Source organism: Isoptericola variabilis 225 (assembly GCF_000215105.1).
GTDB classification, from domain to species: Bacteria; Actinomycetota; Actinomycetes; order Actinomycetales; family Cellulomonadaceae; genus Isoptericola; species Isoptericola variabilis_A.
The window spans coordinates 3,213,399-3,239,693 of sequence record NC_015588.1 but is presented as its reverse complement, the minus strand read 5'-3'; the positions used below and the strand labels follow the sequence as shown (position 1 = coordinate 3,239,693).

The 26,295-nt window shown below is 74.1% G+C and carries 29 protein-coding genes and 2 pseudogenes; 15 read left to right on the top strand and 16 right to left on the bottom strand.

Annotation, left to right across the window (positions count from 1 at the left end):
- Positions 1–6 precede the first annotated feature (6 nt).
- The 4 genes and pseudogenes from ISOVA_RS14930 to ISOVA_RS17040 form a co-directional block, all read right to left on the bottom strand.
- Positions 7–732 carry an esterase/lipase family protein gene (locus ISOVA_RS14930; RefSeq protein ID WP_013840030.1) on the bottom strand — a complete coding sequence of 242 codons (726 nt, stop codon included), beginning with the start codon at positions 730–732 and terminating at the stop codon, positions 7–9.
- Positions 729–1,514, bottom strand: coding sequence for an alpha/beta fold hydrolase (locus ISOVA_RS14925; RefSeq protein ID WP_186004555.1), 786 nt, complete (start codon positions 1,512–1,514; stop codon positions 729–731). The genes ISOVA_RS14930 and ISOVA_RS14925 overlap by 4 nt, the downstream gene beginning before the upstream one ends.
- A 42-nt stretch (positions 1,515–1,556) precedes the next feature.
- Complete coding sequence (locus ISOVA_RS17385) at positions 1,557–2,345, bottom strand: alpha/beta hydrolase (protein WP_233276025.1); 789 nt, start codon at positions 2,343–2,345, stop codon at positions 1,557–1,559.
- A 117-nt stretch (positions 2,346–2,462) separates the two neighbouring features.
- Positions 2,463–2,633: pseudogene (locus tag ISOVA_RS17040) on the bottom strand (response regulator transcription factor); the annotation flags it as partial.
- Between the two features lie 18 nt (positions 2,634–2,651).
- On the opposite strand from ISOVA_RS17040, the gene ISOVA_RS14915 reads away from it, so the two are divergent.
- From ISOVA_RS14915 to ISOVA_RS14905, 4 genes and pseudogenes are all read left to right on the top strand, one after another.
- A complete protein-coding gene (locus tag ISOVA_RS14915) occupies positions 2,652–2,894 on the top strand; it encodes a hypothetical protein (protein ID WP_013840027.1) in 243 nt (80 codons plus the stop codon).
- A pseudogene (locus ISOVA_RS17545) lies at positions 2,891–3,376 on the top strand (multicopper oxidase domain-containing protein); the annotation flags it as partial. The gene ISOVA_RS14915 and the pseudogene ISOVA_RS17545, both read left to right, overlap by 4 nt.
- Positions 3,377–3,591: 215 nt before the next feature.
- Positions 3,592–4,050 (top strand): multicopper oxidase domain-containing protein, encoded by a 459-nt coding sequence (locus ISOVA_RS17375; protein WP_049788379.1) that lies wholly within the window; start codon positions 3,592–3,594, stop codon positions 4,048–4,050.
- 144 nt (positions 4,051–4,194) lie between these two features.
- Positions 4,195–5,499: a mechanosensitive ion channel gene (locus ISOVA_RS14905; RefSeq protein ID WP_013840026.1), complete on the top strand. Its 1,305-nt coding sequence runs from the start codon at positions 4,195–4,197 to the stop codon at positions 5,497–5,499.
- Positions 5,500–5,582: 83 nt separating this feature from the next.
- On the opposite strand, the gene ISOVA_RS14900 is transcribed toward ISOVA_RS14905, so the two are convergent.
- Positions 5,583–6,185, bottom strand: coding sequence for a GNAT family N-acetyltransferase (locus ISOVA_RS14900; protein ID WP_013840025.1), 603 nt, complete (start codon positions 6,183–6,185; stop codon positions 5,583–5,585).
- On the bottom strand, positions 6,182–6,769 hold the full coding sequence (locus ISOVA_RS14895) for a GNAT family N-acetyltransferase (RefSeq protein WP_013840024.1): 588 nt from the start codon (positions 6,767–6,769) through the stop codon (positions 6,182–6,184). The genes ISOVA_RS14900 and ISOVA_RS14895 overlap by 4 nt, the downstream gene beginning before the upstream one ends.
- Positions 6,770–6,861: 92 nt before the next feature.
- On the opposite strand from ISOVA_RS14895, the gene ISOVA_RS14890 reads away from it, so the two are divergent.
- A complete protein-coding gene (locus ISOVA_RS14890; RefSeq protein ID WP_013840023.1) occupies positions 6,862–8,016 on the top strand; it encodes a GNAT family N-acetyltransferase in 1,155 nt (384 codons plus the stop codon).
- A 150-nt stretch (positions 8,017–8,166) separates the two neighbouring features.
- Entirely contained in the window at positions 8,167–8,574 is a 408-nt protein-coding gene (locus tag ISOVA_RS14885) for a YciI family protein (protein WP_013840022.1), read from the top strand.
- A gap of 142 nt (positions 8,575–8,716) precedes the next feature.
- On the opposite strand, the gene ISOVA_RS14880 is transcribed toward ISOVA_RS14885, so the two are convergent.
- Entirely contained in the window at positions 8,717–9,295 is a 579-nt protein-coding gene (locus ISOVA_RS14880; protein ID WP_013840021.1) for a pyridoxamine 5'-phosphate oxidase family protein, read from the bottom strand.
- Positions 9,296–9,322: 27 nt separating this feature from the next.
- Positions 9,323–9,946, bottom strand: a complete 624-nt coding sequence (locus ISOVA_RS14875; RefSeq protein ID WP_013840020.1) for a GDSL-type esterase/lipase family protein — start codon at positions 9,944–9,946, stop codon at positions 9,323–9,325.
- A gap of 88 nt (positions 9,947–10,034) precedes the next feature.
- Between ISOVA_RS14875 and ISOVA_RS14870 the strand changes: the two genes are divergently transcribed.
- The 5 genes from ISOVA_RS14870 to ISOVA_RS14850 all read left to right on the top strand — a co-directional run bounded on the left by ISOVA_RS14870 (position 10,035) and on the right by ISOVA_RS14850 (position 15,612).
- Positions 10,035–10,307: a DUF1877 family protein gene (locus ISOVA_RS14870; RefSeq protein WP_049788377.1), complete on the top strand. Its 273-nt coding sequence runs from the start codon at positions 10,035–10,037 to the stop codon at positions 10,305–10,307.
- 29 nt (positions 10,308–10,336) lie between these two features.
- Positions 10,337–12,313 (top strand): thioredoxin domain-containing protein, encoded by a 1,977-nt coding sequence (locus tag ISOVA_RS14865; RefSeq protein ID WP_013840018.1) that lies wholly within the window; start codon positions 10,337–10,339, stop codon positions 12,311–12,313.
- Between the two features lie 35 nt (positions 12,314–12,348).
- Complete coding sequence (locus ISOVA_RS14860; protein ID WP_013840017.1) at positions 12,349–12,906, top strand: methylated-DNA--[protein]-cysteine S-methyltransferase; 558 nt, start codon at positions 12,349–12,351, stop codon at positions 12,904–12,906.
- 94 nt (positions 12,907–13,000) lie between these two features.
- Entirely contained in the window at positions 13,001–13,357 is a 357-nt protein-coding gene (locus ISOVA_RS14855) for a DUF3817 domain-containing protein (RefSeq protein WP_013840016.1), read from the top strand.
- 131 nt (positions 13,358–13,488) lie between these two features.
- The gene (locus ISOVA_RS14850) at positions 13,489–15,612 is read left to right on the top strand and encodes a bifunctional metallophosphatase/5'-nucleotidase (protein WP_013840015.1); all 2,124 of its coding nucleotides are present in this window, start codon (positions 13,489–13,491) and stop codon (positions 15,610–15,612) included.
- Positions 15,613–15,712: 100 nt separating this feature from the next.
- Here ISOVA_RS14850 and ISOVA_RS14845 read toward each other — a convergent pair whose 3' ends face one another.
- A complete protein-coding gene (locus tag ISOVA_RS14845) occupies positions 15,713–16,615 on the bottom strand; it encodes a hypothetical protein (protein WP_013840014.1) in 903 nt (300 codons plus the stop codon).
- Complete coding sequence (locus ISOVA_RS14840; protein WP_013840013.1) at positions 16,612–17,076, bottom strand: Lrp/AsnC family transcriptional regulator; 465 nt, start codon at positions 17,074–17,076, stop codon at positions 16,612–16,614. Before ISOVA_RS14840 ends, ISOVA_RS14845 begins: the two co-directional genes overlap by 4 nt.
- A 114-nt stretch (positions 17,077–17,190) precedes the next feature.
- Between ISOVA_RS14840 and ddaH the strand changes: the two genes are divergently transcribed.
- Both ddaH and ISOVA_RS14830 read left to right on the top strand, forming a co-directional pair.
- Positions 17,191–18,147: a dimethylargininase gene (gene ddaH, locus ISOVA_RS14835; protein WP_013840012.1), complete on the top strand. Its 957-nt coding sequence runs from the start codon at positions 17,191–17,193 to the stop codon at positions 18,145–18,147.
- Positions 18,144–19,241, top strand: a complete 1,098-nt coding sequence (locus tag ISOVA_RS14830; protein WP_013840011.1) for an ornithine cyclodeaminase — start codon at positions 18,144–18,146, stop codon at positions 19,239–19,241. Before ddaH ends, ISOVA_RS14830 begins: the two co-directional genes overlap by 4 nt.
- Positions 19,242–19,281: 40 nt before the next feature.
- Here ISOVA_RS14830 and ISOVA_RS14825 read toward each other — a convergent pair whose 3' ends face one another.
- Positions 19,282–19,548 (bottom strand): GlsB/YeaQ/YmgE family stress response membrane protein, encoded by a 267-nt coding sequence (locus tag ISOVA_RS14825; RefSeq protein ID WP_013840010.1) that lies wholly within the window; start codon positions 19,546–19,548, stop codon positions 19,282–19,284.
- Positions 19,549–19,740: 192 nt separating this feature from the next.
- Between ISOVA_RS14825 and ISOVA_RS15750 the strand changes: the two genes are divergently transcribed.
- Positions 19,741–21,033: a zf-HC2 domain-containing protein gene (locus ISOVA_RS15750; protein ID WP_049788376.1), complete on the top strand. Its 1,293-nt coding sequence runs from the start codon at positions 19,741–19,743 to the stop codon at positions 21,031–21,033.
- A gap of 83 nt (positions 21,034–21,116) precedes the next feature.
- On the opposite strand, the gene ISOVA_RS14815 is transcribed toward ISOVA_RS15750, so the two are convergent.
- The 5 genes from ISOVA_RS14815 to ISOVA_RS14795 form a co-directional block, all read right to left on the bottom strand.
- Positions 21,117–22,595 carry a M20/M25/M40 family metallo-hydrolase gene (locus ISOVA_RS14815; protein ID WP_013840008.1) on the bottom strand — a complete coding sequence of 493 codons (1,479 nt, stop codon included), beginning with the start codon at positions 22,593–22,595 and terminating at the stop codon, positions 21,117–21,119.
- 159 nt (positions 22,596–22,754) lie between these two features.
- Positions 22,755–24,035, bottom strand: coding sequence for a 23S rRNA (uracil(747)-C(5))-methyltransferase RlmC (rlmC, locus tag ISOVA_RS14810; RefSeq protein WP_013840007.1), 1,281 nt, complete (start codon positions 24,033–24,035; stop codon positions 22,755–22,757).
- Positions 24,036–24,071: 36 nt separating this feature from the next.
- A complete protein-coding gene (locus tag ISOVA_RS14805; protein ID WP_013840006.1) occupies positions 24,072–24,491 on the bottom strand; it encodes a VOC family protein in 420 nt (139 codons plus the stop codon).
- Between the two features lies 1 nt (position 24,492).
- A complete protein-coding gene (locus tag ISOVA_RS14800; RefSeq protein ID WP_013840005.1) occupies positions 24,493–25,092 on the bottom strand; it encodes a DinB family protein in 600 nt (199 codons plus the stop codon).
- A gap of 36 nt (positions 25,093–25,128) precedes the next feature.
- Positions 25,129–25,398 carry a DUF7218 family protein gene (locus ISOVA_RS14795; RefSeq protein ID WP_013840004.1) on the bottom strand — a complete coding sequence of 90 codons (270 nt, stop codon included), beginning with the start codon at positions 25,396–25,398 and terminating at the stop codon, positions 25,129–25,131.
- An 87-nt stretch (positions 25,399–25,485) separates the two neighbouring features.
- Here ISOVA_RS14795 and ISOVA_RS14790 point away from each other — a divergent pair, with 87 nt between their 5' ends.
- Positions 25,486–26,295 (top strand): CPBP family glutamic-type intramembrane protease, encoded by an 810-nt coding sequence (locus tag ISOVA_RS14790; protein ID WP_013840003.1) that lies wholly within the window; start codon positions 25,486–25,488, stop codon positions 26,293–26,295.

The following is a 26,295-nucleotide window of genomic DNA, read 5'->3' as shown; positions in this document are numbered from 1 at the left end:
CGTGTACTAATCCCAGGGCCCGAACCGCCCGACCTCCCGCACCACGGTGTCGACGAGGAGCGGGTGACCGAGCGGCCGGAAGTGCCCCGAGAGCGGCAGCTCGACGTTCCGCGCACCCTCGAGCCGGCCGGTCTCGGGGATGTGCGGGTCGAACCGCGGGTAGATCGCCGTGATGCGCTCGTTGACGACGAGCTCGCCGGCGAGCGCCAGCAGCACGGGGTCGCGCGGGTCGAACGACCGCAGCGAGCGCGTGAGCATGTACCGCGCCCAGCGCGAGCCGGAGAACGGGGTCGCGATCGCGACCATGCCGACCACGCGGTCGGAGGCGGTCGACAGCATGACGCGCTTGCCGATGAGTCCGCCCTTGCTGTGCGCGACGAGCACGACGCCGCTCAGCCCGGTCCGTTCGAGGTGGTCGGCGACGACGTCGGCCGACTCGGGGACGGGCCGTGCGTTGTGGCGCAGGGCGGGCACGGTCCTGATCGGGTACCCGGCCCGCGCGAGGCTGGCGGCGACCGGCGCCAGGAACTCCCACGTCTCGTAGATGCCCGGCAGCAGCACGACGGGCAGGCGGTCGCCCGAGGCGCCGCCCGCGGCGCCCGGCGCCGTGTCCGGACGGCGGCCGCGCCGCACGAGGCTGCGCAGCTGGCGGTCGGTCGCCCACGCGTAGTCGGCGGCCCAGGCCCCGAGCCGCGAGAGCACGCCGCCGGGCGAGCGCCGCCGCTCGCTCACCCGGGCTCCCGGTCGGTGGCGCGCCACACGTCGAGCACGGCCTGCGCGACCCCGGCGGGGTCGGCGTCCATCGAGTGGTGCCGCCCGCGCACGGTCCGGTGCTCGCCCAGCGTCGCGCGGGCGGCGAGCAGCTCGACCCACGGCACGGGAGCGACGGGGTCGCGCGCGCCGCGCACCACGACGACGGGCGCCGTCGTCCGCGGCAGCACGTCCTCGAGCCGGTGGTCGACGACGTGCCGCAGCTGGGCGAGGTAGTAGGGGATGCGACAGCGCACGAGCGCGTCCACCAGCAGCACGCCGATCGTGCGCGGCGGCTCGCCCACGGCGTCGACCGCCAGGCGTGCGGCCTGCCGTGGGATGGTGCGCGTGCCGGGCTCCGCCGTCGGTCCGACGAGCACGCCGGCGCTCGCGGCGTCGGGGTGGTCGGCGAGCAGCTGGCCGGCGACCTGCGCTCCCATCGAGTGGCCGACGACGACGGGCGCGGGCATCCCGGCGTCGAGCACGTGCTCGCGCACGTACGCGGCGACGGCGGCCGCGTGCTCGGGGATCGTGACGTCGCGGCTCAGGTGCGGGGAGGCGCCGAAGCCGGGCAGGTCGACGGCGTGGACCTCGCCGTGCTCGACGAGGTGCGCGGCGAGCCGGCCGTACGCGCGGGCCGAGGACCCGACGCCGTGCACGAGCACGACGGCGCGCCGCGCGTCGAGCGGTGCGCGCACGTGGCCGACGACGGTGAGGTCGCCGGTCCGGGAGCGGTGGGTGCGGCGGAGGACGGCCGTGGGCATGTTCGACAGCATCGGCGAACCCGTCCCCGCACGCCCGGCGGGCTACCGCGCGAGCACCTCGGCGAGCCACTCGACGGTGGGCCCGAGCACCTCGGCGTCGAAGCGCGGGTCGGAGTGGCCCGCGCCGTCGAGCCAGGTCACCCACGGCTCGACGCCGGCCGCGCGGAGCGTGTCGATGAGCAGGCCCGACTGCGGCGGTGCGACCGTGCAGTCCGCGGTGCCGTGCGCGATCGCGAACACGGGCAGCTCGGTCGCGCTGCGCACGAACGGCAGCGGGCCCGCCTGCTCGACGAGCGCGGCAGGGAGGGTGCGCAGCGGTGCGCCGAGGTACCGCGACTCGGGCGAGTCGTCGGCCGAGTGGTGGGTGGGTCCGCACCCGGCCTCGGCGGCGTGCGCGTCCATGCGCAGGAAGTCGGTCGGCCCGTACCAGTCGACGACGGCCGTGACCGCGCTCGAGACCTTGCCCGCACCGGTGCGCGGGCCGGTGTCCCAGGGGGCGACGCGGTCGCCGAGCGCGCCGATCACGAGGGCGATGTTCGCGCCGGCCGACTCGCCCCACAGGGCGATGCGGTCGGGGTCGATGCCGTGGTGGCGGCCGTGGCCGCGCAGGTGGCGGACGGCGTCGCGCACGTCGTCGACCGCCGCGGGGAACGGCGCCTCCCCGGACAGGCGGTAGTCCACGGACGCGACGGCGAGGCCGGCGTCGAGCAGGGGGCGGACCTTCGGCCCGACCTCGGACCGGTCGCCCGCCTGCCACCCGCCGCCGTGCACGAACACGACCGCGGGCGAGGGTGCCAGGGGCGTGGCGCCCTCGGGCAGCCACACGTCCATGCGCTGCGCCGGCGAGCCGTCCGCGTAGGCGACGTCGGACCGCGTCGGGGCTGGGGCGTCGGTGACCACGAGGTCACCGTAGCGAGGTCCGCCGTCCCGGTCCCGCCGTCTCACCCCCCCGGGCCGCACCAGGCCCGTCTCGTACGCGAGCACGACGAGCGCGGCGCGGTCGCGCGCGTCGAGCTTGGTGAGCAGCCGGCTCACGTACGTGCGCGCGGTCGCCGGGCTCAGGAACAGCTCGCGCGCGATCTCGTCGTTGGTCAGCCCGCGCCCGACCCGCTCGCGATCGTCGGCCTCACCGCGCTCGTGTGGATCGCCGTCGTCGGGTTCGGGCGCGTCGCCCGGCCCGTCCTGACCCTCACGCTCACGGGCCTCGTCTTCGGCCTGATCGCGATGGCCACCTCGATCCTCTTCGGCGGTGTCGGCCTCCCCGGCGAGACCGCCGCGGCCTGGACCGTGGTCCCGGCGCTCGCCATGGACGCGTTCTGGGGCTTCGTCGCCGGCCTGATCGCGCTCGGCGTCCAGAAGGCGCGGGGTGAGGCCCGATGACGCGCACGACGGCGGTCGCGAGGCTGCTCGGCGTCACCGGCGCGCTCGTGCTCGTGGCGTCGGGGTGCGCGCTCGTGCCCGGCTCCGTCACGCCGGTCGCCGAGCAGGAGTTCGCGAACGAGCTCGCGATCCCGCCGCTCGCGCCCTCGCGCGTCGTCGACGGCGTGCGGACGTTCACGCTCACCGCGCAGGAGGGCGCGACGTCGTTCGCGCCGGCCACCGAGCCCGGCGTCATGACGCGCACGTGGGGGTTCGACGGCTCCTACCTCGGCCCGACGCTGCGCGCCCAGCGCGGCGAGCGTGTCGCCGTCGAGGTCACCAACGCCCTCGACGAGCCGACGAGCGTCCACTGGCACGGCATGCACCTGCCCGCGGCGATGGACGGCGGGCCGCACCAGGAGGTCGCGCCCGGCGAGACGTGGCGGCCCACCTGGGAGATCGACCAGCCCGCCGCGACGCTCTGGTACCACCCGCACCCGCACGGGGCCACGGAGGAGCACGTGTACCGCGGGCGCGCGGGCCTCTTCCTGCTCGACGACGACGCCTCGCTCGCCGCCGACCTGCCGCAGGACTACGGCGTCGACGACGTGCCCGTCGTCGTGCCCTTCGCGATGGGCGGCAACGACGCGTTCGACGTGCTCGAGCTGCGCGCCGCGGACGAGCTCGCGCCGTCGCCCGAGCCGGCGTGGGGCCCTCGGTGCACGCCGCGCACGACGCGCTCCACGAGGACGCGACCGTGGCGCGCACGTTCGAGCTCGACGACCGGCGGATCAACGGCCGGCGGATGGACATGGGCCGCGTCGACGAGGTGGCGACGGTCGGCACGACCGAGGTGTGGGAGGTGCGCAGCATCGTCCCGATGCCGCACAGCTTCCACGTGCACGACGTCCAGTTCGCCGTCCTGTCGGTCGACGGGCGCGAGCCGCCGCCCGAGCTGGCGGGCCGCAAGGACACGGTCTACCTCGAACCGGACCGGACCTACCGGCTGCTCCTGCGGTTCGACGACTACGCCGACCCCGACGTCCCGTACATGTTCCACTGCCACATGCTGCTGCACGAGGACGAGGGAATGATGGGCCAGCTCGTCGTCGTCGAGCCGGGCACGCCCCCGACACACGACATCGACGCACATGACGCGCACAGAACGAATTCGTGAATGCGATAACGAGAACCTCAAAGAGGAACGCTTCAGGTCGCGAGTTCCAGGATCGTCGGTAACGTCCAGATGCGTACGGTGTACCCCAGCGCACCGATGTCTGAGCGAGAAACAAGAGAATCCGTCCCAGGAAGGACGTCGACGATGGACATCGCAGAAAGCTACGACTGGCCAGGGATCCTCGGGAAGATACTCATCGCCCTGCTGATCCTCGTCGTCACGTGGATCGTGGCGCGCCTGGTCAAGTGGGCCATCACCAAGCTCATGGCACGCGTACGTTTCCTCCGGCGCGAGGGCGCGGACGGCCGTGAGATCGGCGCCTCGATCGGCCAGATCGCGGCGCTCCTCGTGTGGCTCTTCGGCCTCATCGCGGTGCTGCAGGTGTTCCAGCTCAACCAGGTGCTGGGGCCGATCCAGGGCATGCTCTCGACGATCATGTCCTACCTGCCGAACATCATCGGCGCGGCGGTCGTCTTCTTCATCGGCTTCCTCATCGCGAAGATCGTCAAGCAGATCCTCGAGGCCGCTCTCGGCTCGGTCGACTTCGCCGGGCTGTTCGGCCGCGCGAAGTCCGCGGCGACCCGCACGACGGGCACCGCCGAGGGCACGATCGACCCCGCCACCGGGGAGTACACGACGACCCAGACGGCCGCCGGCGACACGCGCGAGACCAACCGGCGCATCGTGTCCGTCGTCGCGAACCTCGTCTTCGCGGTGATCCTCATCGTCGTGGCCATCGCGGCCCTGCAGATCCTGGGCATCTCGGCCATCTCCGACCCGGCGGAGCGGATGCTCACCATGATCCTCGGGGCGATCCCGGCGATCATCGCGGCGCTGCTCCTCCTCGGCCTCGGCTACCTCATCGCGAAGTTCGTCGGCGACCTGCTCGAGACCACGCTGCAGGGGGTCGGCGTCGACCGCGCCGTCGAGAACCTCGGCGTCTCGACCGGCCGCACGAGCCCGTCCAGCATCATCGCCTGGATCGTGAAGATCGCGATCATGCTGTTCTTCGCGATCATGGCGGCCCAGGCGCTGGGCTTCCCCGCGATCACGGACATCCTCAACGAGGTCCTCGAGCTCGGTGGGCGCGTGATCTTCGGTGCGGTGATCATCGCGGCCGGCTTCTTCGTGGCGAACCTCCTGAGCCGCGCGGTCGGCTCCGGCACCGCGAGCACCGTCCTGCGGTACGCGACGATCGTGCTGTTCGTCGCGATGGGCCTGCAGTACATGGGCATCGCCGACTCGATCATCAACCTCGCGTTCGGTGCCGTCGTCGTCGGTGCCGCGCTCGCCGCGGCCCTCGCGTACGGCCTGGGCGGTCGCGACGTCGCGGCCCGCTCGCTGGAGAAGCTCGAGCGCAAGGTCGAGACGACGCCGTCCACACCGCCGACGCCTCCGCCGCCGAGCACGCCGCCGAGCACGCCGCCGCCGGCCGGCCCGGCCGTCTGACGTACGGCGACACCCCCACGGGGCGCTCGCGGACCTCGTCCGCGGGCGCCCCGTCACGTCCGGCGTCGGCTCGGAGGCCGGGCTCAGAAGTCGATGCGCATGACGGACCGGCGCTTCGACGGCCGGCTCAGCTCGCGGAACCCGGCGTCGAGGAACACCGACCGCGCGCCGACGTACAGCTCGCCCCACGCGCTCGTGGTGCCGGGCGCGAGCTCGAGCGGGTAGCCCTCGACCGCGCGGGCGCCGCGGGACCGCGCGTGCTCGACCGCGGCGGCGGCGAGCGCCGCGCTCACGCCCCGCCGCCGGTAGCCCGTCCGGGTCACGAAGCACACGACGGCCCACACGCCGTCGTCGTCCGGGTCCTCGTCGCGGCCCGCCCACGGCACGCGCATGCTGCGCAGGTGCCGGTACGCCGGCCGCGGCTCGACGGCGCACCACCCGACGGGCGTGCCGTCGAGGTAGGCGACGAGCCCGCTCGTCGTCGCGGCGCCGGGCTCGCCGCACCGGGTCTGCTCGCGCAGCCGCCCGGCGCGCTCCTGGAACCCGAGCGACTTCCACTCCGCCGCGGTCGCGCGGAACCATTGGCACTGGCACCGGTGCGCCTCGCCGCGCTCGCCGAGGACGGCCTGGAGGTCCTCCCACGGGGCCTCGTTGGCCGGTACGACGACGAGCGCATCGGTGGTCATGGTGTGGTCCACTCCTCGGCGAGCATCCCGTAGACCAGAGTGTCGGTCCACTCGCCCTTGGACCACCAGTCCTGGCGCAGGTGACCCTCCTGCCGCATGCCCAGCCGCTCGCACAGCCGCGCCGAGCGCTCGTTGCGCGCGTCGAGCTGCGCGACGACGCGGTGCATGCCGTAGTAGCCGAACGCGAGGCCGAGCAGGGCCCGCATGGCCTCGGTCGCGTAGCCGCGGCCCGTGTGCGCCGGGTGCACGACCCAGCCGACCTCGCCGCGCGAGACGGTGTCGCCCGTCGTCCACAGCGCGACGTCGCCCACGACGACGCCCTCGTGCTCGACGACGAGCGCGAGCGCCGAGCCCGGCTCGCCGATGCCCGTGCGGGCCATGCGCTTGGCGATCCTGGCCTCGGCGTCCTCGGGCGTCCACGGGTCCTCGAGCAGGTAGCGCACGACCTCCGGGTCGCCGTAGTACTCGAGGCTCGGCCCCGCGTCGTCGGGCTGGTAGAGCCGGAGGGTCAGCCGGCCGGTCGTCAGGGGCACGGGCGTGGCGTCGGGCCCGGGTGCTGGGTCGTTCACGGGGTCGTTCGTCACGAGTGAAGACCGTAGCGGGCCTGCCCGACACCGCCCGTCGCGCACCGAGAAATCGGTGGACGCGGCGCCGGTCGCGCGGGAGCGTGGGAGCCATGACCACCACACCGGCACGGACGGAGGCGGCCACGACGACGTGGCGGGTCCTCCCGGCACCGCACGCGACGTCGCTCGAGCAGCCCGAGGCGTGGGCGTACCGCGGCATCGCGGCCGTGGAGAGCGCGGCCACGACGGCAGAGTTCGGCGACGACGACATCGCGCCCCGCGCGATCGACGTGCTCGTCGGCATGAAGCACCAGCAGTACGTCCGGCGCGAGCGCCTCGTCGCGGTCGAGGACGGACCCGACGGCGCCCCCACCGTGGTGGGGCACGGCGTGCTGTTCCTCCCGCTCGCCGACAACCGGCACCTCGCCGAGATCCGGGTCGTCGTGGCGCCGAACCACCGTCGGCGCGGCATCGGGTCGGCGCTGTACGAGCGGCTGCGCCGACGGGCCGAGGAGGAGGGCCGCACGACCCTGCTCGGCGAGGTCGAGTTCGCCGCCGAGCCCGACGCGGACGATCCCGACGCCCTGCGACCGCCGTCGGGCAACGGCCTCGTCTCGGCCGACCTGCCCGGGATGGCGTTCGGCCGGCGCCAGGGCCTGGGCCTCGAGCTCGTCGCGCGCCGCTCGGCGCTCGACCTCCCGCTGCCCGGCGGCGCGGCCGAACGCTTCGAGGCCGAGGCGCGCGCCGTCGCGGGCGAGGAGTACCGGACGCACACGTGGGTCGACGCGATCCCGGACGAGTGGATCGACCAGTACGCGGCGCTCGAGCAGCGCCTGTCGGTGGACGAGCCCAACGCCGGTCTCGACCTCGAGCCCGAGGTGTGGGACGCCGCGCGCGTGCGCATGGTGCTCGACCAGAACGCCGAGCGCGACCAGGGCTTCGTCGTCACCGTGGCCGAGCACGTGCCGACCGGCGAGCTCGCGGGCATGACGACGCTCGTGTGGCGGCGTGACCGCCCGGCGTGCACCGAGCAGGAGAGCACCGTCGTGCTGCCCGAGCACCGTGGCCACCGGCTCGGCATGCTCGTCAAGGCCGTCAACCTGCGGGCGCACGCGCGGCTGCGGCCCGAGACGCGGCGCATCTACACGTGGAACAACGAGGACAACGCGCACATGCTCGCGATCAACGTCGCGCTCGGGTTCCGGCCCGCCGGCGGGTCGGCCGAGCTGCAGGCCAGGCTCGCCGACCTGCCTCCCGCGACGTAGCGCGTCTCGTCGCGAGGTAGCGCACCCGCTCGCGAGGTAGCGCGTTTCGTCGCGAGGTAGCGCGAGGATGTCGAGAATCCGTGGTCGGCTCCGTCCCCGGGGTGAACGCGACCGACCACACCGGGTCGCAGAGCACCGAGGAGAACGACGATGGCCAAGTACCTGCTGCTCAAGCACTACCGCGGCGCCCCGGCCGCGGTGAACGACGTCCCGATGGAGAGGTGGACGCCCGACGAGGTGTCCGCGCACATGCGGTACATGGCGGACTTCGCCGACCGGCTCCGGGAGACGGGCGAGTTCGTCGCCGAGCTGGCGCTCTCGCCGGAGGGCACGTTCGTCCGGTACGACGGCGAGGGGCGCCCGCCGGTCACGGACGGCCCGTTCGCGGAGACGAAGGACCTCGTGGCGGGCTGGATGCTCATCGACGTCGACAGCTACGAGCGCGCCGTCGAGCTGGCCGGCGAGCTGTCGGCCGCGCCCGGTGCCGGCGGGACGCCGATCCACGAGTGGCTCGAGCTGCGCCCCGCCCTGGGCTCGCTGCCGACCATCACGGACTGAGCGTGGACGAGGCGCTGCTGCGCAGCACCGTGCCGCACGTGCTGGGCGTCCTCGTCCGCCGCGGCGCGGCTTTACGCCGAGGCGGCGCTCACGGCGCCGACCCTGGCCGAGCGCGACCACCTCACGCGCCGGGCGGCCCGGCTCAACGCGGCGTCGTCCCGCTGACCGCCGGGTCGTCGTCGAAGGCGGGCAGCCCGTCGATGCTCGTGAGGTTCGTGCGACGCCGGTACTCCTGCGACCCGGCCTCGCCCTTGCGCTCGAAGAACGGTCCCATGAGGTCGCGCTCGCCCTCGTAGGACATGAGCGGCACGCCCCAGCCGCAGCTGTCGGAGACGCGCTCGACGTCGACCACGATCACCGCACGGGCGCCGGGCAGGTCGGTGAACCGGGCGGCCAGCGCGGGGTACTCGTCGTCGTACCGCGTGACGACGCGGCCCGTGCCGTGGAACCGGACGATGTTCGGCGGGCCCTCGAACGCGCAGAACATCACCGTGATCCGGCCGTTCTCGCGCAGGTGCGCGATCGTCTCGCTGCCGCTGCCCGTGCCGTCGAGCCAGGCGAAGGTCCGCTCGTCGAGCACGTGGAACGTCCCCGGGACGCCGCGCGGGGAGACATTGACGTGCCCGTCGGCCGCGAGCGGCGCCGTCGCGACGAAGAACACGTGCTGCCGCTCGACGAACTCGCGCAGCCGGCCGTCGATCCGCTCGTAGACCTTTCCCATGACGGCATGCTGTCAGAGGCCGGGGCGTCAGTGCCGCACGAACCAGGCCCCGAGAGGCTGCAGGTCGTCGCCGACCCCGTCGAGCGCGCGCAGGCTCTCGGCGACGAACCGCGCGACGGCGCGCGCCCCGGCGGTCCCGAAGTGCGTGTCGTCCCGCGCGAGGTCCTCGGGGATCTGGGCACCGATCGCCGCCGCCTCGCCGTGGACGAAGAGCGACCCCGACGCCTCGGCGCCCATCCACGCGTACAGCCAGCGGGTGAGCACCGTGAGGTCGATGACGGGCACGTCGAGCTCCGCGCCGAGCGCGCGCACGGGGCGGGCGTCGGCGTCGAGCACGTCGGCGACGAACTCCGCGAGGCGCCTCCGGTAGCCGCCGTCGGCGGCCAGCTCGTCGGGCTCCTTCTGGTCGTTGTGGCCGAACTGGATCACGACCGTGTCGCCGGGCCGCAGCGCCGAGACGACCTTGTCCCAGTGCCCCTCCTCGCGGAAGGACCTCGTGGTGGCGCCGCTGACGGCGCAGTTGTGCACCTCGTCCGCGACGAACTCGGCGAGCACGTGGCCCCAGCCGAGGACCGGCAGGTCGGCGCGGCCGGAGGTGCTGCCGTCGTCGGACGGGGCGACCGTCGAGTCGCCCGCGAGGTGGATCGTCATGGCCGTCCCCGTCGATGTCGCTGTCTTGAATCCATTCAAAAGGATGCCGCCCAACCTAGGCCCGCGGTGCGGCGCAGTCAACGGCCGGGTGTCGGTGCGGGCGGACCCCGAGCAGGTGTGGGAGCTCCTCGAGGAGGAGGCGGAGCCGCCGGCGGTCGCGGACGCTCTCGCCGGCACCACCGTCGACGGGCTGCGGACGCGGTTCGACCCGGCGGCGCTCGCCCGGGCCGAGATCTACCCGGAGATCTGGGACGAGTCCGACGTGTTCGAGGCATACCTCGCGCCGGCGTTCGAGCGGCTGCGGTCGCTGTACGCGCACGCCGCGGCCCGCGGGGACTGGGTCCTGCAGGCGATCGTGTAGGTCCCGGCCGACCGTGCCAGGGTGGAGGTATGGCCAACCGCCTCGCGCACGCGACGAGCCCGTACCTCCTGCAGCACGCGGACAACCCGGTCGACTGGTGGGAGTGGGGCGCGGACGCGTTCGCCGAGGCGCGACGCCGCGACGTGCCGGTCCTGCTGAGCGTCGGCTACGCGGCGTGCCACTGGTGCCACGTCATGGCGCACGAGTCGTTCGAGGACGACGACGTCGCCGCGGCGCTCGCCGACCGCTTCGTCGCGATCAAGGTCGACCGCGAGGAGCGTCCCGACGTCGACGCGGTCTACATGGGCGCGACGACCGCCCTCACGGGCCAGGGCGGCTGGCCCATGACGTGCTTCCTCACGCCCGACGGCGAGCCGTTCTTCGCCGGCACGTACTACCCGCGCGAGCACTTCCTGCAGGTGCTCGACGCCGTCTGGGAGGCCTGGACCGAGCGACGCGACGCCGTCGAGCGGCAGGGGGCGGCCCTCACCGAGGCGATCGCGCGGACGTCGGCACGCCTCACGCCCGACGTGCTCGACGAGGCCGCGCTCGAGCGGTCGGTGCGGCTCGTCGCGCGCGACGCCGACCCGGAGCACGGCGGGTTCGGCGGCGCGCCGAAGTTCCCGCCGTCGATGACGCTCGAGCACCTGCTGCGCCACCACGCCCGCACGGGTGACCCGTCGGCGCTCGAGCTCGTCGAGCGCACGTGCGAGGCGATGGCCCGCGGCGGCATCTACGACCAGCTCGCCGGCGGCTTCGCGCGGTACGCGGTCGACGCGGCCTGGGTCGTGCCGCACTTCGAGAAGATGCTCTACGACAACGCCCAGCTCCTGCGCGTCTACCTCCACTGGTACCGCGCGACGGGCTCGCCGCTCGCCGAGCGCGTCGTGCGCGAGACCGCCGAGTTCCTGCGCGCCGACCTGCGCACGCCCGAGGGTGGCTTCGCCTCCGCGCTCGACGCCGACACCGACGGCGTCGAGGGCCTCACCTACGTGTGGACCGCCGAGCAGCTCGCCGACGTCCTCGGGCCCGCCGACGGTGCCCGCGCGGCCGAGGTGCTGTCGGTGACGCTCGAGGGGACGTTCGAGCACGGCACCTCGACGCTCCAGCTGCGCGAGGACCCCGACCCCGAGTGGTGGACCGGCGTGCGCGCGCGGCTCGCCGAGGCGCGCGCCGGGCGCCCCCAGCCGGCGCGCGACGACAAGGTCGTCACCGCCTGGAACGGCCTCGCGATCGCCGCGCTCGCCGAGGCCGGCGAGCTCCTGGGCGTGCCGGGCTACGTCGACGACGCGCGCGACTGCGCCGACCTGCTGCTGCGGCTGCACGTCGTCGACGGACGGCTGCGGCGCGCCTCGCGCGGCGGCGTCGTCGGCACGGCGCCCGGCGTCGCGGCCGACCACGGCGACCTCGCGGAGGGCCTGCTCGCGCTGCACCAGGCCACGGGCGAGACGCGCTGGCTCGACGCCGCGGGCGAGCTGCTCGAGGTCGCGCTCGAGCGCTTCGGCGACGGCGCCGGCGGCTTCTACGACGTCGCCGACGACGCCGAGCGCCTCGTCAGCCGGCCCAAGGACCCCACCGACGGACCCGAGCCGTCGGGCCAGTCGTCGCTCGCCGGGGCGCTCGCGACCTACGCGGCGCTCACGGGCTCGTCGCGGCACCGGGAGGCGGCCGAGGCCGCGGTCGCGGCCGCGGGCACGCTCGCGAAGCAGGTGCCGCGCTTCGCCGGCTGGACGCTCGCCGTCGCGGAGGCGCTCGCCGCGGGCCCGCTGCAGGTCGCGGTCGTCGGGCCCGACGACGGTGCGCGGCTCGCGCTCGAGCGTGCGGCGCGTGCGTCGTCGTCGCCCGGGCTCGTGCTCGCCGTCGGCGAGCCGGACACCCCGGGCGTGCCGCTGCTCGCCGACCGCCCGCTGGTCGACGGCCGACCGGCGGCGTACGTGTGCCGCGGTTTCGTGTGCGACCGGCCCGTCACCACCGTCGAGGAGCTCGAGCGCGCGCTGGCGTCCTGAGCGCAGGTGTCGGACCCGGACCCTACGGTGGTGCCGTGAACCCGGTCGACCGCAGCCTCGCGTACGTGGTGTTCGGGACCACGGTCGGCCACTGCGCGCTCGTCTGGGACGAGCGCGGCGCCGTCGTCGGCTCGACGCTCGCGCAGCGCGACGCGGACGAGACCCGCCGAGCGGTCCTGCGGTGGTACCCGCGAGCGGTCGAGGCGCCGCCGCCGGCCGCTGTGGCCCGAGCCGCCGCGGCGGTCCGGGCGCTGCTCGAGGACGGGACCGGTGACCTGACCGGGATCGCGCTGGACCCGGACGCGGTGCCGGAGTTCGACCGCCGCGTCTACGAGCTCGTGCGGGGCATCCCGCCGGGGGAGACGCTCACCTACGGCGAGGTCGCGGCCCGGCTCGGCGCGCCGGGGGCGGCCCAGGCCGTCGGCCAGGCGCTCGGCCGCAACCCGTTCCCGCCGATCGTGCCGTGCCACCGGGTGCTGGCCGCCGGGCGGAAGGTCGGCGGCTTCTCCGCGCGCGGCGGTCCCCGGACGAAGCTCCGCATGCTGGAGACGGAGGGCGTCCACCTCGAGCACCCGACGCTGTTCGACCTGTGACCACGTTCGACCTGTGACCACCGCGGCCGGGAACCGTCGTCGCGCCCGGTTCGTCTGAAGGGATGCCGCCCCTCGCCTCACGGAAGGTTCCCCCATGCCCCCGATGTCCCGCACCGGTCGCCTGTTCGCCGTCGTCGCCGTGATCGAGGCGATCACCTGGGCCGGCCTGCTCGTGGGGATGGTGCTCAAGCACGTCACCGAGACCACCGACGCGGGGGTGTGGCTGTTCGGGCGCCTGCACGGGGCGGCGTTCGTCGCCTACGTCGTCGTCGCGCTCGTCGCGGCCGTGCGCCTGCGCTGGGGCGGGCTGCGCACCCTCGTCGTGCTCGCGGCCGGGGTGCCGCCGCTGACGACGCTGCTGGTCGAGCGGTGGCTGCGCCGCACGGGCCACCTGTCGGAGCCGGGCGGGCGCGTCGCGGCGCCCGCCGAGCCGGAGCCGGTCGACGCCTGACGGCGGCACGCGCGGCGCCGGACGACGACACCCGCCGTTTCCCGATCGTTACCCCGGGAGACCGCGGCTCGTCGGACGGCGCCGCTACTGTGGCACCGGCCACAGCCTCTTTCACCCCAGGAGCACACTCCATGTCTTCTGCTCGCCAGCGGACCGCCGGGGCGCTCAGCCTCGGCCTCGTCCTCGCGGGCGTCACGACGGTCGGCGCCGCACCGGCGCAGGCCGACCCGATCGTCGACGTCCAGATCCTCGCCACCAACGACTTCCACGGGCGCATCCAGCAGGACGGCACCCAGGCCGGCGCCGCCGTCCTCGCGGGCGCGGTCGACCAGCTCCGCGCGCAGAACCCGAACACGGTGTTCGCCGCGGCGGGCGACCTCATCGGCGCCTCGACGTTCGAGTCGTTCATCCAGCACGACAAGCCGACGATCGACGCGCTCAACGCGGCCGGCCTCGAGGTCTCGGCGGTGGGCAACCACGAGCTCGACCAGGGCTACGACGACCTGATCAACCGGGTCATGGCCGCCTACGACGCCGAGACGAACCCGTACGGCGGCGCCGAGTGGCAGTACGTCGCGGCGAACCTCAAGCTCCGCGCCACGGGCGACGACGCCGTCCCGGCGAGCTGGATCAAGGACTTCGGGCAGGTGCAGGTCGGCTTCGTCGGCGCGGTCACCGAGGAGCTCGACGCGCTCGTGAGCCCGGCGGGCATCGCCGACCTGGAGATCCGGAGCATCGTCGAGACGACCAACGCGGAGGCCGCCTCGCTCAAGGCCGAGGGCGCCGACGTCGTCGTGCTGCTCGTCCACGAGGGCGCGGCGGGCACCGACTGCTCCGCCATGCCGACCGCGGGCGACGCGTTCGCCGAGATCATCACCGGCGTGAGCCCCGAGGTCGACGCGATCGTCTCGGGCCACACGCACCTGGCCTACGACTGCGCGTTCCCCGTGGCCGAGTGGTCCGACCGGGCCGTGACGACGCGCCCCGTCGTGTCCGCCGGCCAGTACGGCATGAACCTCAACCAGCTCGTGTACTCGGTCGACGCCGCCACGGGCGAGGTCGTCGGCCTCACGACCGACATCCTGCCGCTGGCCAACCAGGGCTACCCGGCCGACCCCGACGTCGCGGCGCTGGTCCAGGCCGCCGTCGCCGAGGCCGACGTGCTCGGGGCGGAGCCGCTCGGCGAGATCGCCGGGCCGTTCAACCGCGCGCAGCGCTGGGGCACGAACCAGGCGGGCGAGACGGTGCTCGTCGAGAACCGCGGCGGCGAGTCGACGCTCGGCAACCTCGTCGCCGAGGTGCAGCGCTGGGCGACCGAGACGCCCGAGGCCGGCGGCGCGCAGATCGCGTTCATGAACCCGGGCGGTCTTCGGGCCGACATGGTCGGCACCGGCACGGGCGCGTTCCCGCGCACCCTGACCTACAAGCAGGCCGCGGTCGTGCAGCCGTTCGCCAACACGCTCGTCAACATGCGGCTCACGGGCGAGCAGATCAAGACCGCGCTCGAGCAGCAGTGGCAGCCTAAGGGCTCGTCGCGTCCGTTCCTGCGGCTCGGCGTCTCCGAGGGCTTCACCTACACCTACGACCCGGCCGGGCCCGCGGGCGACCGCATCACCGCCATGTCCCTGCACGGCGAGCCGATCGACCCGGCGGCGACGTACTCGGTCACGGTGAACTCCTTCCTCGCGACGGGCGGCGACAACTTCGCCGTGTTCGCCGACGAGGGCAACAACGCCCGCGACACCGGCAAGGTCGACCTGACGGCCATGGTCGACTACCTGGCGACCTTCGCGGCCGACGAGCCCCTCGCCGTGGACTACCGCCAGCACGCGGTCGGGGTCTCGTTCCCCGCCGACGCCCCGGCGACCTACGCGCCCGGCGCCACGGTCGCGTTCGACGTCAGCTCGTGGTCGATGTCGACGGCCGCCGACGTCAAGGACACCGAGCTCACGGTGTCGCTCGGCGGCGTCGAGCTGGGCACGTTCCCGGTGGACACCACGCTGGGCACCGCCGCGTTCGACGAGCTCGGCACCGCCGCGGTGAGCGTCGTGCTCCCCGAGGACCTCGAGCCGGGCACCGCCGTGCTCACGCTCAGCGGTGCGGCGACCGGCACCGAGGTCACCGTCCCGGTCGAGGTGGTCGAGCCGCACCCGTCGACCAACGGCAAGGCCAAGGGCCACGACAAGGGCAAGGCCCAGGGCAAGGCCGTCGGCCACCACAAGGAGCGCGGCCCGGCCCTCGCCACCGCGCTCTGACCTGACCCCTTCACCGCTGTGGGCGTGATTTCTGGCCCGAGTTGCCCGGTTCGTCCGGGTTTCCGGGACCAGAAATCACGCCCACAGCGGGATGGGGTGCTCAACCCCAGCCGCACGCCTCGCTGACGTACGCGAACAGCTCGGCCTTGAGCTCGTCGGGCATGGGCAGGTAGACGACGGGCTGCTCCTCGCCGTCGACCACCGCGTAGACGGGCACGAACGTGCCGCGCTTGTCCTCCGCGACCGCGTGGGGGTCGCAGCGCGCGGGCACGACGTCGAGCCGCAGCCGCCCCTCGCCGTCGCCCACGAGCGCGTCGCCCGTCCACGCCGGCCCGCCGTCGGCGGGCGCCATGAGCGTCGTGGCGCCGACCCGGACGACGCTCACGTCGGGTCCGCCCGCCACCGGCTCGACGCCGACCGTCAGGAGCGCGGGGTCGCCCGCGTCCGCGGGTCGGTCGAGCCCGAGGACCCGCAGCGTCGCGCCCTCGGCGACCCGCCGCCGCGCGCACTCCTCGGCGTGGACCGCAGCGAGGCGCCCGTGCGGGTCCGTCACGTCGACGACGACGGCGATCGCCGGCCCGTGCTCCTCGGCCTCGCCGCGGGCCACGCGCACCTCGGCCGTGCCCGCGGGCTCGCCGTGCCCGACGACGGGCGGTGCGGTCGCGCAGTCGACCTCGCCGAGCGCGATGCGGACGTCCCGGGCTCCGCCGGGCCACAGGGTGCGCGGCCGCGGCTCGCCGTCCGGGCTGCTCGGGCCGAACCCCGGCACGCCGAGCGTGCCGCCCAGCAGGGCGAGGGTCTCGTCGGAACCGTTCGTCACGTGCAGCACCGCGCGCCGGTCGGCGTACTGTGTGCGGTCCTGCCGCAGCTCGACGTCCAGGGCCGGCGTCACGTCGTCAACCACGTCGTCGGGCACGTCGGGCGTGCCGGTGGGCACGTCGCAGGCGCCGAGCGCGAGGACGCCGGCCGTCGCGGCGACGAGCAGCGCCCGGCGCGGGCTCATGAGGCGTCGCCCGGCACCGACCCCGCGCGCGGCGGGCGGTCGATCACGCGCGACATGACGATCGACGTGCGCGTCTTGTCGACCTTCGCGTGCGTGCGGATCGCCTCGACCGTGCGCTCGATGTCGGTCATCGAGCCGGCCATGACGTGGACGATCGCGTCGGCCTCGCCCGTGACGGTGTCGACGCGGACCACCTCCGGGATGGGCGCGAGGTCGCGCTGGAGCGTGGCGGGCGAGATGTTCCCGCGGCAGAAGATCTCGACGTAGGCCTCGATGTCCCAGCCCAGTTCCTCGGGCGCGACGCGCACCGTGAACCCCGAGATCTCGCCGCGCGCGAGCATGAGGTCGACGCGGCGCTTCACGGCCGGAGCCGACAGCCCGACGGCGTCGCCGATCTCCTGGTACGTCGCGCGGCCGTCGCGGAGCAGGTGGCCCACGATCTTGCGGTTGATGGCGTCCACGGCACCTCCTGCGACGGATTCTTCAGCAGGCGATACGGAATCACAAGGAATCCCCGCCAAACGCGCAATGAACCGGGCCCGGCGCTGCGGACGGTGCCCTCTAGGTTCCGCGGTATGACGCTCACCACACCACCGGCGGCCACCACCACCGACCTGCCGGTCACCTCGGCCGCGCCCGCGCCCGCCACCCTGACCCGCAGCGCGACGCCGCGCCACTTCCTCATGTGCCCGCCCACCTACTTCGACGTCGTCTACGCGATCAACCCGTGGATGGACCTGTCGGTGCCGGTCGACCGCGACCGTGCCCTCGCGCAGTGGGACAGCCTCAAGGCCGCCTACGAGGCGCACGGCCACCGCGTGGACGTCATCGACCCCGAGCCGGGCCTGCCCGACATGGTCTACGCCGCGAACGGCGGCACCGTCGTCGGCGGCAAGGCTCTCGCGGCGCGCTTCACGTTCCCCGAGCGGCAGCCCGAGGGCGTCGCGTACGAGGCGTGGTTCGCCTCCGCCGGCGCCGAGCACGGTCTCGTCAGCCTGGGCCAGGCGAGCGACACCAACGAGGGCGAGGGCGACCTCCTCTTCGCGGGCGACGTCCTGCTCGCAGGCACCGGCTTCCGCACGAGCCGGGCCGCGCACGAGGAGGCCGGCCGCCTGCTGGGCGTCGAGGTGCTCACACTCGAGCTCGTCGACCCGCGGTTCTACCACCTCGACACGGCGCTCGCGGTCCTCGACACCACCGGGGCCTCGCCGACGATCGCCTACTACCCCGAGGCGTTCAGCCCCGCGTCGCAGGAGGTGCTGCGCGAGCGGTACCCCGACGCGATCGTCGCGACAGAAACGGACGCCGCCGTGCTCGGCCTCAACGCCGTGTCCGACGGGCTCCACGTCTTCCTCACCGACCGCGCCACCGGGATGCACGCGCAGCTGCGCGAGCACGGCTACGTGCCCGTCGGCGTCGACCTGTCCGAGCTGCTCAAGGGCGGCGGCTCGGTCAAGTGCTGCACGCTCGAGCTGCGCCCCGCCGTCGAGCGCACCGCCGCCGGCGAGACCACCAGGGAGGACCGCGCATGACCACCGTCCCGTTCCTCGACGTCGCGAGCACGGCCCGCTGGGTCGCCCGACGCGGCCCGCAGGCCGTGATCGCCGACCTCACCGACGCGCTCGAGCGCGACGTCGCGCGCTGGGAGGAGCTCGACAAGCGCCCGCGCGTCGCGTCCCACTCGCGCGACGGCGTCATCGAGCTCATGCCGACGTCGGACGACGTCACCTACGGCTTCAAGTTCGTCAACGGCCACCCGCTCAACCCGTCGCGCGGCTACCAGACGGTCACGGCGTTCGGCGTGCTCGCCGACGTCCACAACGGCTACCCGACGTTCCTCGCCGAGATGACGCTGCTCACCGCGCTGCGCACGGCCGCGGCGTCGGCGCTCGCCGCGCGCCACCTCGCACGCCCGGACTCGCGCACGATGGCGCTCATCGGCACGGGCTCGCAGTCGGAGTTCCAGTCGCTCGGCATGCGGGCGGCGCTCGGCGTCGACCGGCTCACGGCGTGGGACGTCGACCCGGACGCCGTCGAGAAGTTCGTGCGCAACGCGCGCGAGCTCGGGTTCGACGTGCGCGCGGCCCGCAGCGCGGCCGACGCCGTCGACGGCGCCGACATCGTGACGACCTGCACGGCCGACAAGGCCAACGCGACGGTGCTCACCGACGACATGGTGCGCCATCTGGCCGCGCCGGGCGTCCACCTCAACGCGATCGGCGGCGACTGCCCGGGCAAGACCGAGCTCGACCGTGCGATCGTCGAGCGCGCCTCGGTGTTCGTCGAGTACGCGCCGCAGACGCGGATCGAGGGCGAGATCCAGCAGATGGCCCCCGACTTCCCGGTGACCGAGCTGTGGGAGGTCGTCACCGGCCGGAAGCCCGGGCGCGTCGCCCCGGACGAGCTCACGCTGTGGGACTCGGTCGGCTTCGCCGTCGAGGACTGGTCGGTCCTCCGTCACGTGCGCGACGACGTGCTGGCGACCGAGCCCGGGCTGCTGCAGCACCTCGACCTCGTCGCCGAGCCCGAGGACCCCAAGGACCTGTACGCGCTCGTGCGCGGGGCGCAGACGACGGCACCCGCGCACCACGAGGGTGCGCGGGTGCCGGTGGCCGACCCGGCCTGACGCGAGGCCGACCGGTCGACGTGGGTCGTCGCCGCCGCCGTCAGGTGTGCGAGCGACGGCCCACGATGGCGCCGTAGATCAGCAGGACGATGATCGAGCCTGCGATGGCGAGGAGCCACGTCTGGATCGACCAGAACTCCTCGAGTCCTCGGTCGAACAGGAGCGAGCCCAGCCAGCCGCCGAGGATGGCGCCGATCACACCGAGGATCAGTGTGACGAACCAGCCTCCCGGCTGCCGGCCCGGAAGGATCAGGCGGGCGATGGCGCCCGCGATCAGACCCAGGATGATGAACGCGATGATGCCCATGGAGTGAATCCCCCTTCGTCCGGCTGACGATCTTCACGTTCGCACCACATCTACGTGCTCGCACGTCGGGGACTTGCGTGGGCTCCCTGGCGCCCTGGCATCATGGGGCCGCCACACCAGGGAAGGACGACCGTGACCGCTCTCGAGACGCGCGCGGCCCGGCCTCGCGCCGTCGACGAAGCGTTGCGATCGATGCGCGAGGCGGCCGTTGCCGCAGGACGCCAGGACGGCCCCGGCGCGCCCGGGACAGCCGACCCGGACGTCCTGCGGACCGCGCTGGCGACGCTGCCGCACGACGACCAGCAGCTCCTGTGGGACGTGCACGTCCACGGGCGCGGGGTCGAGGCCATCGCGCAGGAGCGCGCGCTCCACGCGCGTGCCGTGCAGCACCGTCTGCGCCGTGCCGAGGAGCGGCTCGCGACGGGCTTCGCGGCCGCGCACGCGCGCTCGTGCGCGCCCGGGTGCCTCGACACGCGCTCCGCGCTGCAGGACTACGTGCGCCACAGGCTCGCCACGCGCCGTCGCGAGGCGCTCGAGAACCACCTGTTCTCGTGCGAGGACTGCATGCGCGCGTTCATCGACATCCGCCAGGCCGCCTGGGCCCTGCGCGACGCCGCACCGGCGCTGCTCGCGGGCGTTGTCGGCCTGGCCGCGGCCGCGCCGGTGGTCATCGGCGTCGGCGGCGCGGCGTCGTCGGGCGTCGGCGCGTTCGCGTGGCTCGGCTCCGCGGGAGTCGGCGCCGGGGCCGCGTGGGAGTGGTTGACGCGCGGGTTCCGGCAGCTCGGGCGGTCGGGGACGGTGGGCGTCGCGTCGGGTGCGGCGGTCGTCGCGGTCGCCGCGGTCGCGGTCGCCGTCGCGGGCGGAGGGGAGCCCGCGCCGCCGGGGGCGGACGAGCCCGCGCCGCCCGCGGCCGAGGCCCCGGCCCAGGCTCCGGCACCCGCCCCGGCGGCCCCGGCGCCGAGCACGCCCGAGGCGCCCGTCCCGGAGCCGTCGGACCTGCCGTCGGACGAGCCGGCCGCGGAGCCGTCGCGTGCGCCCGCGCCCGCCCCTGAGCCCGCGCCCGCACGCGAGCCCGCGACGCCGTCGTCGGACCCGGCGCCCGAGCCGACGCCGGACCGGACGCCCGGGCCCGCCGTCGTGCCGCCGCCGGCCCCCGAGCCCGCGCCGTCGCCCACCCCGAGCGCGGCGCCCGGCCCGACGCCCACCCCGACGCCGAGCCCCGATCCGACGCCCGAGACCCCGGCCGTCGCGCAGGTGACGCTCGAGGTCAGGGGAGTGGGCGTGTTCCGCGTCGTCGCGCGGGGCGACGGTGCCGAGATCACCGCCGTCACCGGCACCGCGCGGACCCTCGTGACCCGGGGCGGCGACGGCACGTGGTACGTCCGGACCCTCGGCATCCGCGACGGCAGCGTCGTCGTCGACGTCACCGGCCCCCCGGGCACGCAGCCGTCCGCCGCGCTGGTCTCCGTCCTCGCCCCGCGCTGACCCGCCGGGGGAGCGCACCCCGGAACGCGACGACGGCCGCCCCGAGTGGGGCGACCGCCGTCGGTCATGGCACACGACCTCGCTCAGCTGTTGCCGGGGCCGCCCGGCACGACGCCGTTGATCGCCTCGGTGCTCCACGCGAGCTTCTGCGCGGCGTGGCCGATCGCGCGCGACATGATGTCGAGCGCGGTCTTGTCGACGTTGGTGATGTCGTCGGCCGGGGTGTGGTAGTTCGGGTCGAGCCGGATGCCGGCGGTGCCGCCGAAGATCGCGGCCTCCTCCTCGGTCTTGATGCCGTCCGCGCCGGTGAACAGGCCGGACGCCGGGATGCCGTTGTTGATGAACGCCTGGTAGTCGGACCGCCCGGAGAACTCCGAGTCGACCCACGGCTGGCCGATCGAGTCGAAGTAGTCGGTGAAGACGGCCTCGGTCTCGACGGAGCCGGCGGGCACGGGCACGGGCGCGTCGTAGGTCGACTCGTTCGCGTCGTAGACGCCGATCGTGTAGTTCGGCGACCCGACCATGTCGAAGTTGAGGTAGGTCGCGATCCGGTCGAGCTCCTCGGGGTCGTTGGCCACGAGGTCGTTCACGTAGTGGGTCGACCCGATGAGCCCCAGCTCCTCGGCGCCCCACCACGCGAACCGGACCTGGTTGTTCAGCGGGCCGGAGCGGGCGAGCTGGACCGCGGTCTCGAGGATCGCGGCGGACCCGGTGCCGTTGTCGTTGATGCCGGGGCCGTCCTCGACGCTGTCGAGGTGCGCGCCCAGCATGACGACGTTGTCGGGGTCGCCGGTGCGCGTGGAGGCCAGCACGTTGAAGGACTCGAACTCCTCGACGTGCGACTGGTAGTCGTACGTCGCGACGGGGTCGCCGCCGTCGGCGAGCGCGGCGAGGATCGCCTGACCGGCCTCGAGGCTGATGCCGACGGCCGGCACGTAGGCCGGGTCCTCGGCGCCGAGCGTCGGGTTCAGCGGGCCCGAGACGTTGTTGTAGATGATGACGGCCTCGGCGCCGGCGGCCGACGCCGTGAGCACCTTGACCGAGAACGCGCAGCTCCCGCGGCTCACCAGCGCGACGCCGCCGGTGGCGTCGACGCCGGCCCAGTCCGCGGCCGTGCACCCGTGCTTCATCGCGTCGGACGGCTGGACGATGGGGCCCGTCACGCCGCCCTGCGGCGTCTGCGGCGAGAACTCGGCGGGGTAGAGCGGCCCGGGCACCTCGATGCCCGCGGCGGTGAGCGCGAGGGCGTCGACGACGTCCTGCTCGAACGTGAAGTACTGACGCTCGGGCGTGTAGCCGGACTTGCGCAGCACCGACTCGACGTACTCGGCCGAGGCCTCGTACCCGGACGTGCCCATCGCGCGGTTGCCGCCGTGGGCGTCCGCGATCGCCTGGAACGCCTCGAGGTGCTTGAACACCCGCTCGCCCGTGACGTGCTTGGACAGGTCCTTGCCGGGCATCTCCGGCGGTGCGGCCGTCGCCGACGGCGCGAGCGCCCCGGCCAGCACGAGCCCCGCGAGGGCGGCGGACGCGACGGTGGATCCAGCGAGCTGTCTTCTCACTACGACCTCCTGCTCGGGTTCCCCGCGCAGGCCCGGGGTCGGGCCGACGCCGCACGGTCGCGACGCTGCGGGGATGCGGTTGGCCCGAGCGTAGGCGGAACTTTTCCTCAAGGGAACCGTCGAGGTCGCAGATTTACACGCCGATGACGTGTCCGACACCTACGCGCGCTCGAGCAGCACGAGCACCTCGTAGTGGCTGGTCTGGGGGAACATGTCGAGCAGGCGCGCCCGCCGCGGCCGGAGCGACGGCATCTCGGCGAGGTCCTTGGCGAGCGTCGTGGCGTTGCAGCTCGAGTAGAGCACGTGACACACGCCCGAGGCCTCGAGCCACCGCGCCAGGTCCGAGCCGATGCCGCGTCGCGGCGGGTTGACCACGACCATCTCCGGCGTGTCAGAAGCCTGGTGGGCTCCGGCCCACCCGCTTTCTGACACGACGGTGGTCGCGTCGGCGGCCTCGAACCGCACGTCGCGCATCGCCTCGCGCCACCACGCGGCGTCGTGCCCGCCGACGACGGCGGAGCGGGGCAGCGTCGCCAGCTCGCGCGCCGTCGTGGTCGCCGACGCGACGGCCTCGGCCGAGATCTCGATCCCGCGCACCGCACGGCCGGGCGCCGCGCAGTGCAGCGCGAACCCGCCGACGCCGCAGTACAGGTCCCACAGGACGGCGGGGGCGACCTCGTCGACCCAGTCGCGCGCCTGCCGGTACAGGGCCGCGGCGACCTCGGTGTTGGTCTGGAAGAAGCTCTGCGGGCGCAGGTGCAGCGTGATGCCGTCGAGCCGCATCGGCAGCGTCTCGCGCTCGGTGAGCACGATCTCGAGCTCGCCCTCGAGCACCGCGGCGTGCGCCGGCTGGATGTTGACGCTCACCACCGCGACCTGCGGCAGCGCCTCGAGCAGCCACGGCAGGTGCTTGCGGATCCGCGCCACGGGCTCCTGCGAGCGCAGCACGAGCCGCACCATGAGCTCGCCGTCGGGCGAGAGCGTCACGAGGACGTGCTTGAGCTCGCCCCGGCGCGCCGCCTCGCGCGGCGTCTCCCGTCGGCGCCGGCGTGCGGCGCCCCCGTCGGGGCCCTCGGGCGACAGGTCGTACGGGCGGACCTGAGCGCGCGTGACGAGCTCGCCGAGCACCGGGAACGCCGCCTGGAGCGCGGGCGGGTACAGGCCGCAGTCGGTGAGGTCGATGCCGCGGCCCTCGAACGGGCCGCCGGCGGCGCCGAGGATGCCGAGCACAGGCTCCTCGACCGTCCCGCTGACGACCATCTTGGCCTTGTTGCGGAAGCCCGACTCGGCGCTCGTGACCGGTGGCAGCCACGCGACGTCGTCGTACCCGGCGAGCAGCGTGCGGACGTGGTCGGCCTTCTCACGGACCTGGGTGGGGTACGCGACCTGCAGGAGGGTGCACGAGTGGCACCGTCCGGCGTCGAAGTGGTCGCACTGCACCGGCCCATTCTCCCAGCCGCTTCCCCGGCCCCGGCGTCACCCCACGAAGAGGCAGAACGGGTGACCCTGCGGGTCGGCGTAGACGCGCAGCGGCTCCTCGGGGTCGTCCGAGCGGTCCCGCAGCAGCGTCGCCCCGAGCGCGAGCGCCCGCTGGTGGTGCCGGTCGAGCTCCGTGCGGTCGTCCACCGCGGTGTCGAGGTGGAGCTGCTGCGGCACGTCCGGCTCCGGCCACGTCGACCGTCGCAGGTCCGCGACCTGCTGGAACGCGAGGCGGAGGCCCTCGGGGCCCGTGAGCACGAGCCAGTCCTCGCCGTTCGGGTCCGGCTCGCCCGGGGCGGGCGGCTGGTCTCCGGCGCGGTACGTCAGCCCGAACATCTGCCGGTAGAACTCGGCCAGGGCGCGCGCGTCGGTCGTGTCGAGCACGACCGAGAGGATGCGCGGGTAGGTGGGAGGCATCTCACTCTCCGAAGCTCTCGGCCAGGGTGCGCAGCCGTGCCACGTGGGCGGCCCACGCGGCGGCGTCCCACCCCGGCAGGTTGGTGTTGTCGCGCGCGAGGCCGGCCGCGCCGTCGTGCAGCTCGCGCAGGATGTCCGCCTGGCCGGCGTGCCGCGTGAGGTCGGCGTTGACGTGCACGAGGATCCGGAGCAGGCTCGCGTCCGAGCCCTCGGGCCACCACGGCACGTGGCCCGCGGTGCCGAGGGGCAGCGTCGTGATGGTCTCGTCGGCGAACTCCCACACGCGCCGGTACAGGTCGACGACGTCGGTGATCGACTCGTCGGCCGTCGCGTAGAGGTCCGCGTTCGGGTCCTCCTCGCTCCACTCGAGCCACGGCACCTCGTCCGGCTCGGGCCACGGGCGCCCGAACGTCACGCCGAAGTAGTCGATCTCGATCCCCGCGGCGTGCTTCACGAGGCCGAGGAGGTTCGTCCCCGTGGGCGTGCGCGGCCAGCGCGCCTCGCGCTCGGAGAGCCCCTCGAGCTTCCACACCAGCGCCTCGCGCGTGCGCTGGAGGTACTGGTGCAGGGCGTGTCTGACGGCGTCGTCGGTCGTGGCCATGGGCTCCATCCTGGCGGCCGCCTCTGACAGTCCGCGTCAATGGTGGCGCAGCGCGTCGATCAGCTCGTCCTTGGTCATGGACGACCGGCCCTCGACGCCGAGCTCCGCGGCGCGCTCGCGCAGGTCGTCGACCGTCCAGTCCTCGTACGACGGCGAGCGACCGCCCTCGCGGCCGACGTCCTTGCGCCCGCGTGACGCCGACGCGTTGGCGATGCGCGCCGCCTTCTCCTTGCTCTCGCCCTCGTCGCGGAGCTTCTCGTACAGCTCGTCGTCCTTGACCGACGGGCCGTGGTCCTTGCCGGGCATGTCGCTCTCCCTCCGGCGGGTGGGGTCGGACCACTCCACCGTCTCCCCGGTCGGGTGACTTCGCACGTCCGCCGGTAGGGTCGGCGCGTGCCCCGAGCCGTGCTGCGCCTGACCGCCGCCACCCTCGTGTGCGCGTCCGCGATCCTGCTGTTCGCGGTGCACGTCCGCCCGCTCGCGTACGTGCCGCTCGTGGCGGGCGTCGCGCTCGGGCTGGCCGTCGACCGGCGGCTCGGCCGCGACCTCGTGCTCGTCGCGGGCGGCATGGCGATCATCTCGACCATCTCGCTCGAGGCCGACCTGTCCGACGCCGGGATGGTCCGGTTCGCGGTCGTCCTCTCGCTCGCGGTGCTCGTGCCCTGGGCGGTCTCGCGCTACGTGTACCGGGACGACGGCGGTGCGGGCGCCGTGCGCTTCCCGGTCGCCACGGGCCGGCGCTGGAGCCGCGGCCAGATCCTCTACCTCGTGGCGGTCGTCGTCATCGGCTACCTCGTGCTGCCGTGGTACTTCCTCGGCTCGGGCGCCTACCTCAACTGGCCGGACCTCGAGCGCTCGGGCGACGTCGCGCGCCTGTTCGTCGGCGTCAACGCGGTGGGCATCTGGGACGAGCTGTTCTTCATCTGCACGGTCTTCGCGCTGCTGCGCCGGCACTTCGGGATGCAGACGGCCAACGTGCTGCAGGCGATGGTGTTCGTCTCGTTCCTCTGGGAGCTGGGCTACCGCGAGTGGGGCCCGGCGCTGACGATCCCGTTCGCGCTCGTGCAGGCGTGGATCTTCAGCCGGTACAAGTCCCTCACCTACGTCGTGACGGTGCACCTGCTGTTCGACGTCGTGGTGTTCGCCGTGCTCGTGCACGGCCACCACCCCGAGCTGTTCGACGTGTTCGTCACCGCGCCCTGA

Excerpts from the sequence above, each read along its gene's own strand:
- ISOVA_RS14825 (WP_013840010.1), bottom strand. The coding sequence starts at position 19,548 with ATGGGCATCATCGCGTTCATCATCCTGGGTCTGATCGCGGGCGCCATC.
- ISOVA_RS15750 (WP_049788376.1), top strand. The coding sequence starts at position 19,741 with ATGCGCGAGGCGGCCGTTGCCGCAGGACGCCAGGACGGCCCCGGCGCG.
- ISOVA_RS14880 (WP_013840021.1), bottom strand. The coding sequence starts at position 9,295 with ATGGGAAAGGTCTACGAGCGGATCGACGGCCGGCTGCGCGAGTTCGTC.
- ISOVA_RS14900 (WP_013840025.1), bottom strand. The coding sequence starts at position 6,185 with ATGACCACCGATGCGCTCGTCGTCGTACCGGCCAACGAGGCCCCGTGG.
- ISOVA_RS14890 (WP_013840023.1), top strand. The coding sequence starts at position 6,862 with ATGACCACCACACCGGCACGGACGGAGGCGGCCACGACGACGTGGCGG.
- ISOVA_RS14850 (WP_013840015.1), top strand. The coding sequence starts at position 13,489 with ATGTCTTCTGCTCGCCAGCGGACCGCCGGGGCGCTCAGCCTCGGCCTC.
- ISOVA_RS14865 (WP_013840018.1), top strand. The coding sequence starts at position 10,337 with ATGGCCAACCGCCTCGCGCACGCGACGAGCCCGTACCTCCTGCAGCAC.
- ISOVA_RS17385 (WP_233276025.1), bottom strand. The coding sequence starts at position 2,345 with ATGGACGTGTGGCTGCCCGAGGGCGCCACGCCCCTGGCACCCTCGCCC.
- ddaH (WP_013840012.1), top strand. The coding sequence starts at position 17,191 with ATGACGCTCACCACACCACCGGCGGCCACCACCACCGACCTGCCGGTC.
- ISOVA_RS14845 (WP_013840014.1), bottom strand. The coding sequence starts at position 16,615 with ATGAGCCCGCGCCGGGCGCTGCTCGTCGCCGCGACGGCCGGCGTCCTC.
- ISOVA_RS14800 (WP_013840005.1), bottom strand. The coding sequence starts at position 25,092 with ATGGCCACGACCGACGACGCCGTCAGACACGCCCTGCACCAGTACCTC.
- ISOVA_RS14855 (WP_013840016.1), top strand. The coding sequence starts at position 13,001 with ATGCCCCCGATGTCCCGCACCGGTCGCCTGTTCGCCGTCGTCGCCGTG.
- ISOVA_RS14805 (WP_013840006.1), bottom strand. The coding sequence starts at position 24,491 with ATGCCTCCCACCTACCCGCGCATCCTCTCGGTCGTGCTCGACACGACC.
- ISOVA_RS14925 (WP_186004555.1), bottom strand. The coding sequence starts at position 1,514 with ATGCCCACGGCCGTCCTCCGCCGCACCCACCGCTCCCGGACCGGCGAC.
- ISOVA_RS14830 (WP_013840011.1), top strand. The coding sequence starts at position 18,144 with ATGACCACCGTCCCGTTCCTCGACGTCGCGAGCACGGCCCGCTGGGTC.
- ISOVA_RS14875 (WP_013840020.1), bottom strand. The coding sequence starts at position 9,946 with ATGACGATCCACCTCGCGGGCGACTCGACGGTCGCCCCGTCCGACGAC.
- ISOVA_RS14885 (WP_013840022.1), top strand. The coding sequence starts at position 8,167 with ATGGCCAAGTACCTGCTGCTCAAGCACTACCGCGGCGCCCCGGCCGCG.
- ISOVA_RS14795 (WP_013840004.1), bottom strand. The coding sequence starts at position 25,398 with ATGCCCGGCAAGGACCACGGCCCGTCGGTCAAGGACGACGAGCTGTAC.
- ISOVA_RS14905 (WP_013840026.1), top strand. The coding sequence starts at position 4,195 with ATGGACATCGCAGAAAGCTACGACTGGCCAGGGATCCTCGGGAAGATA.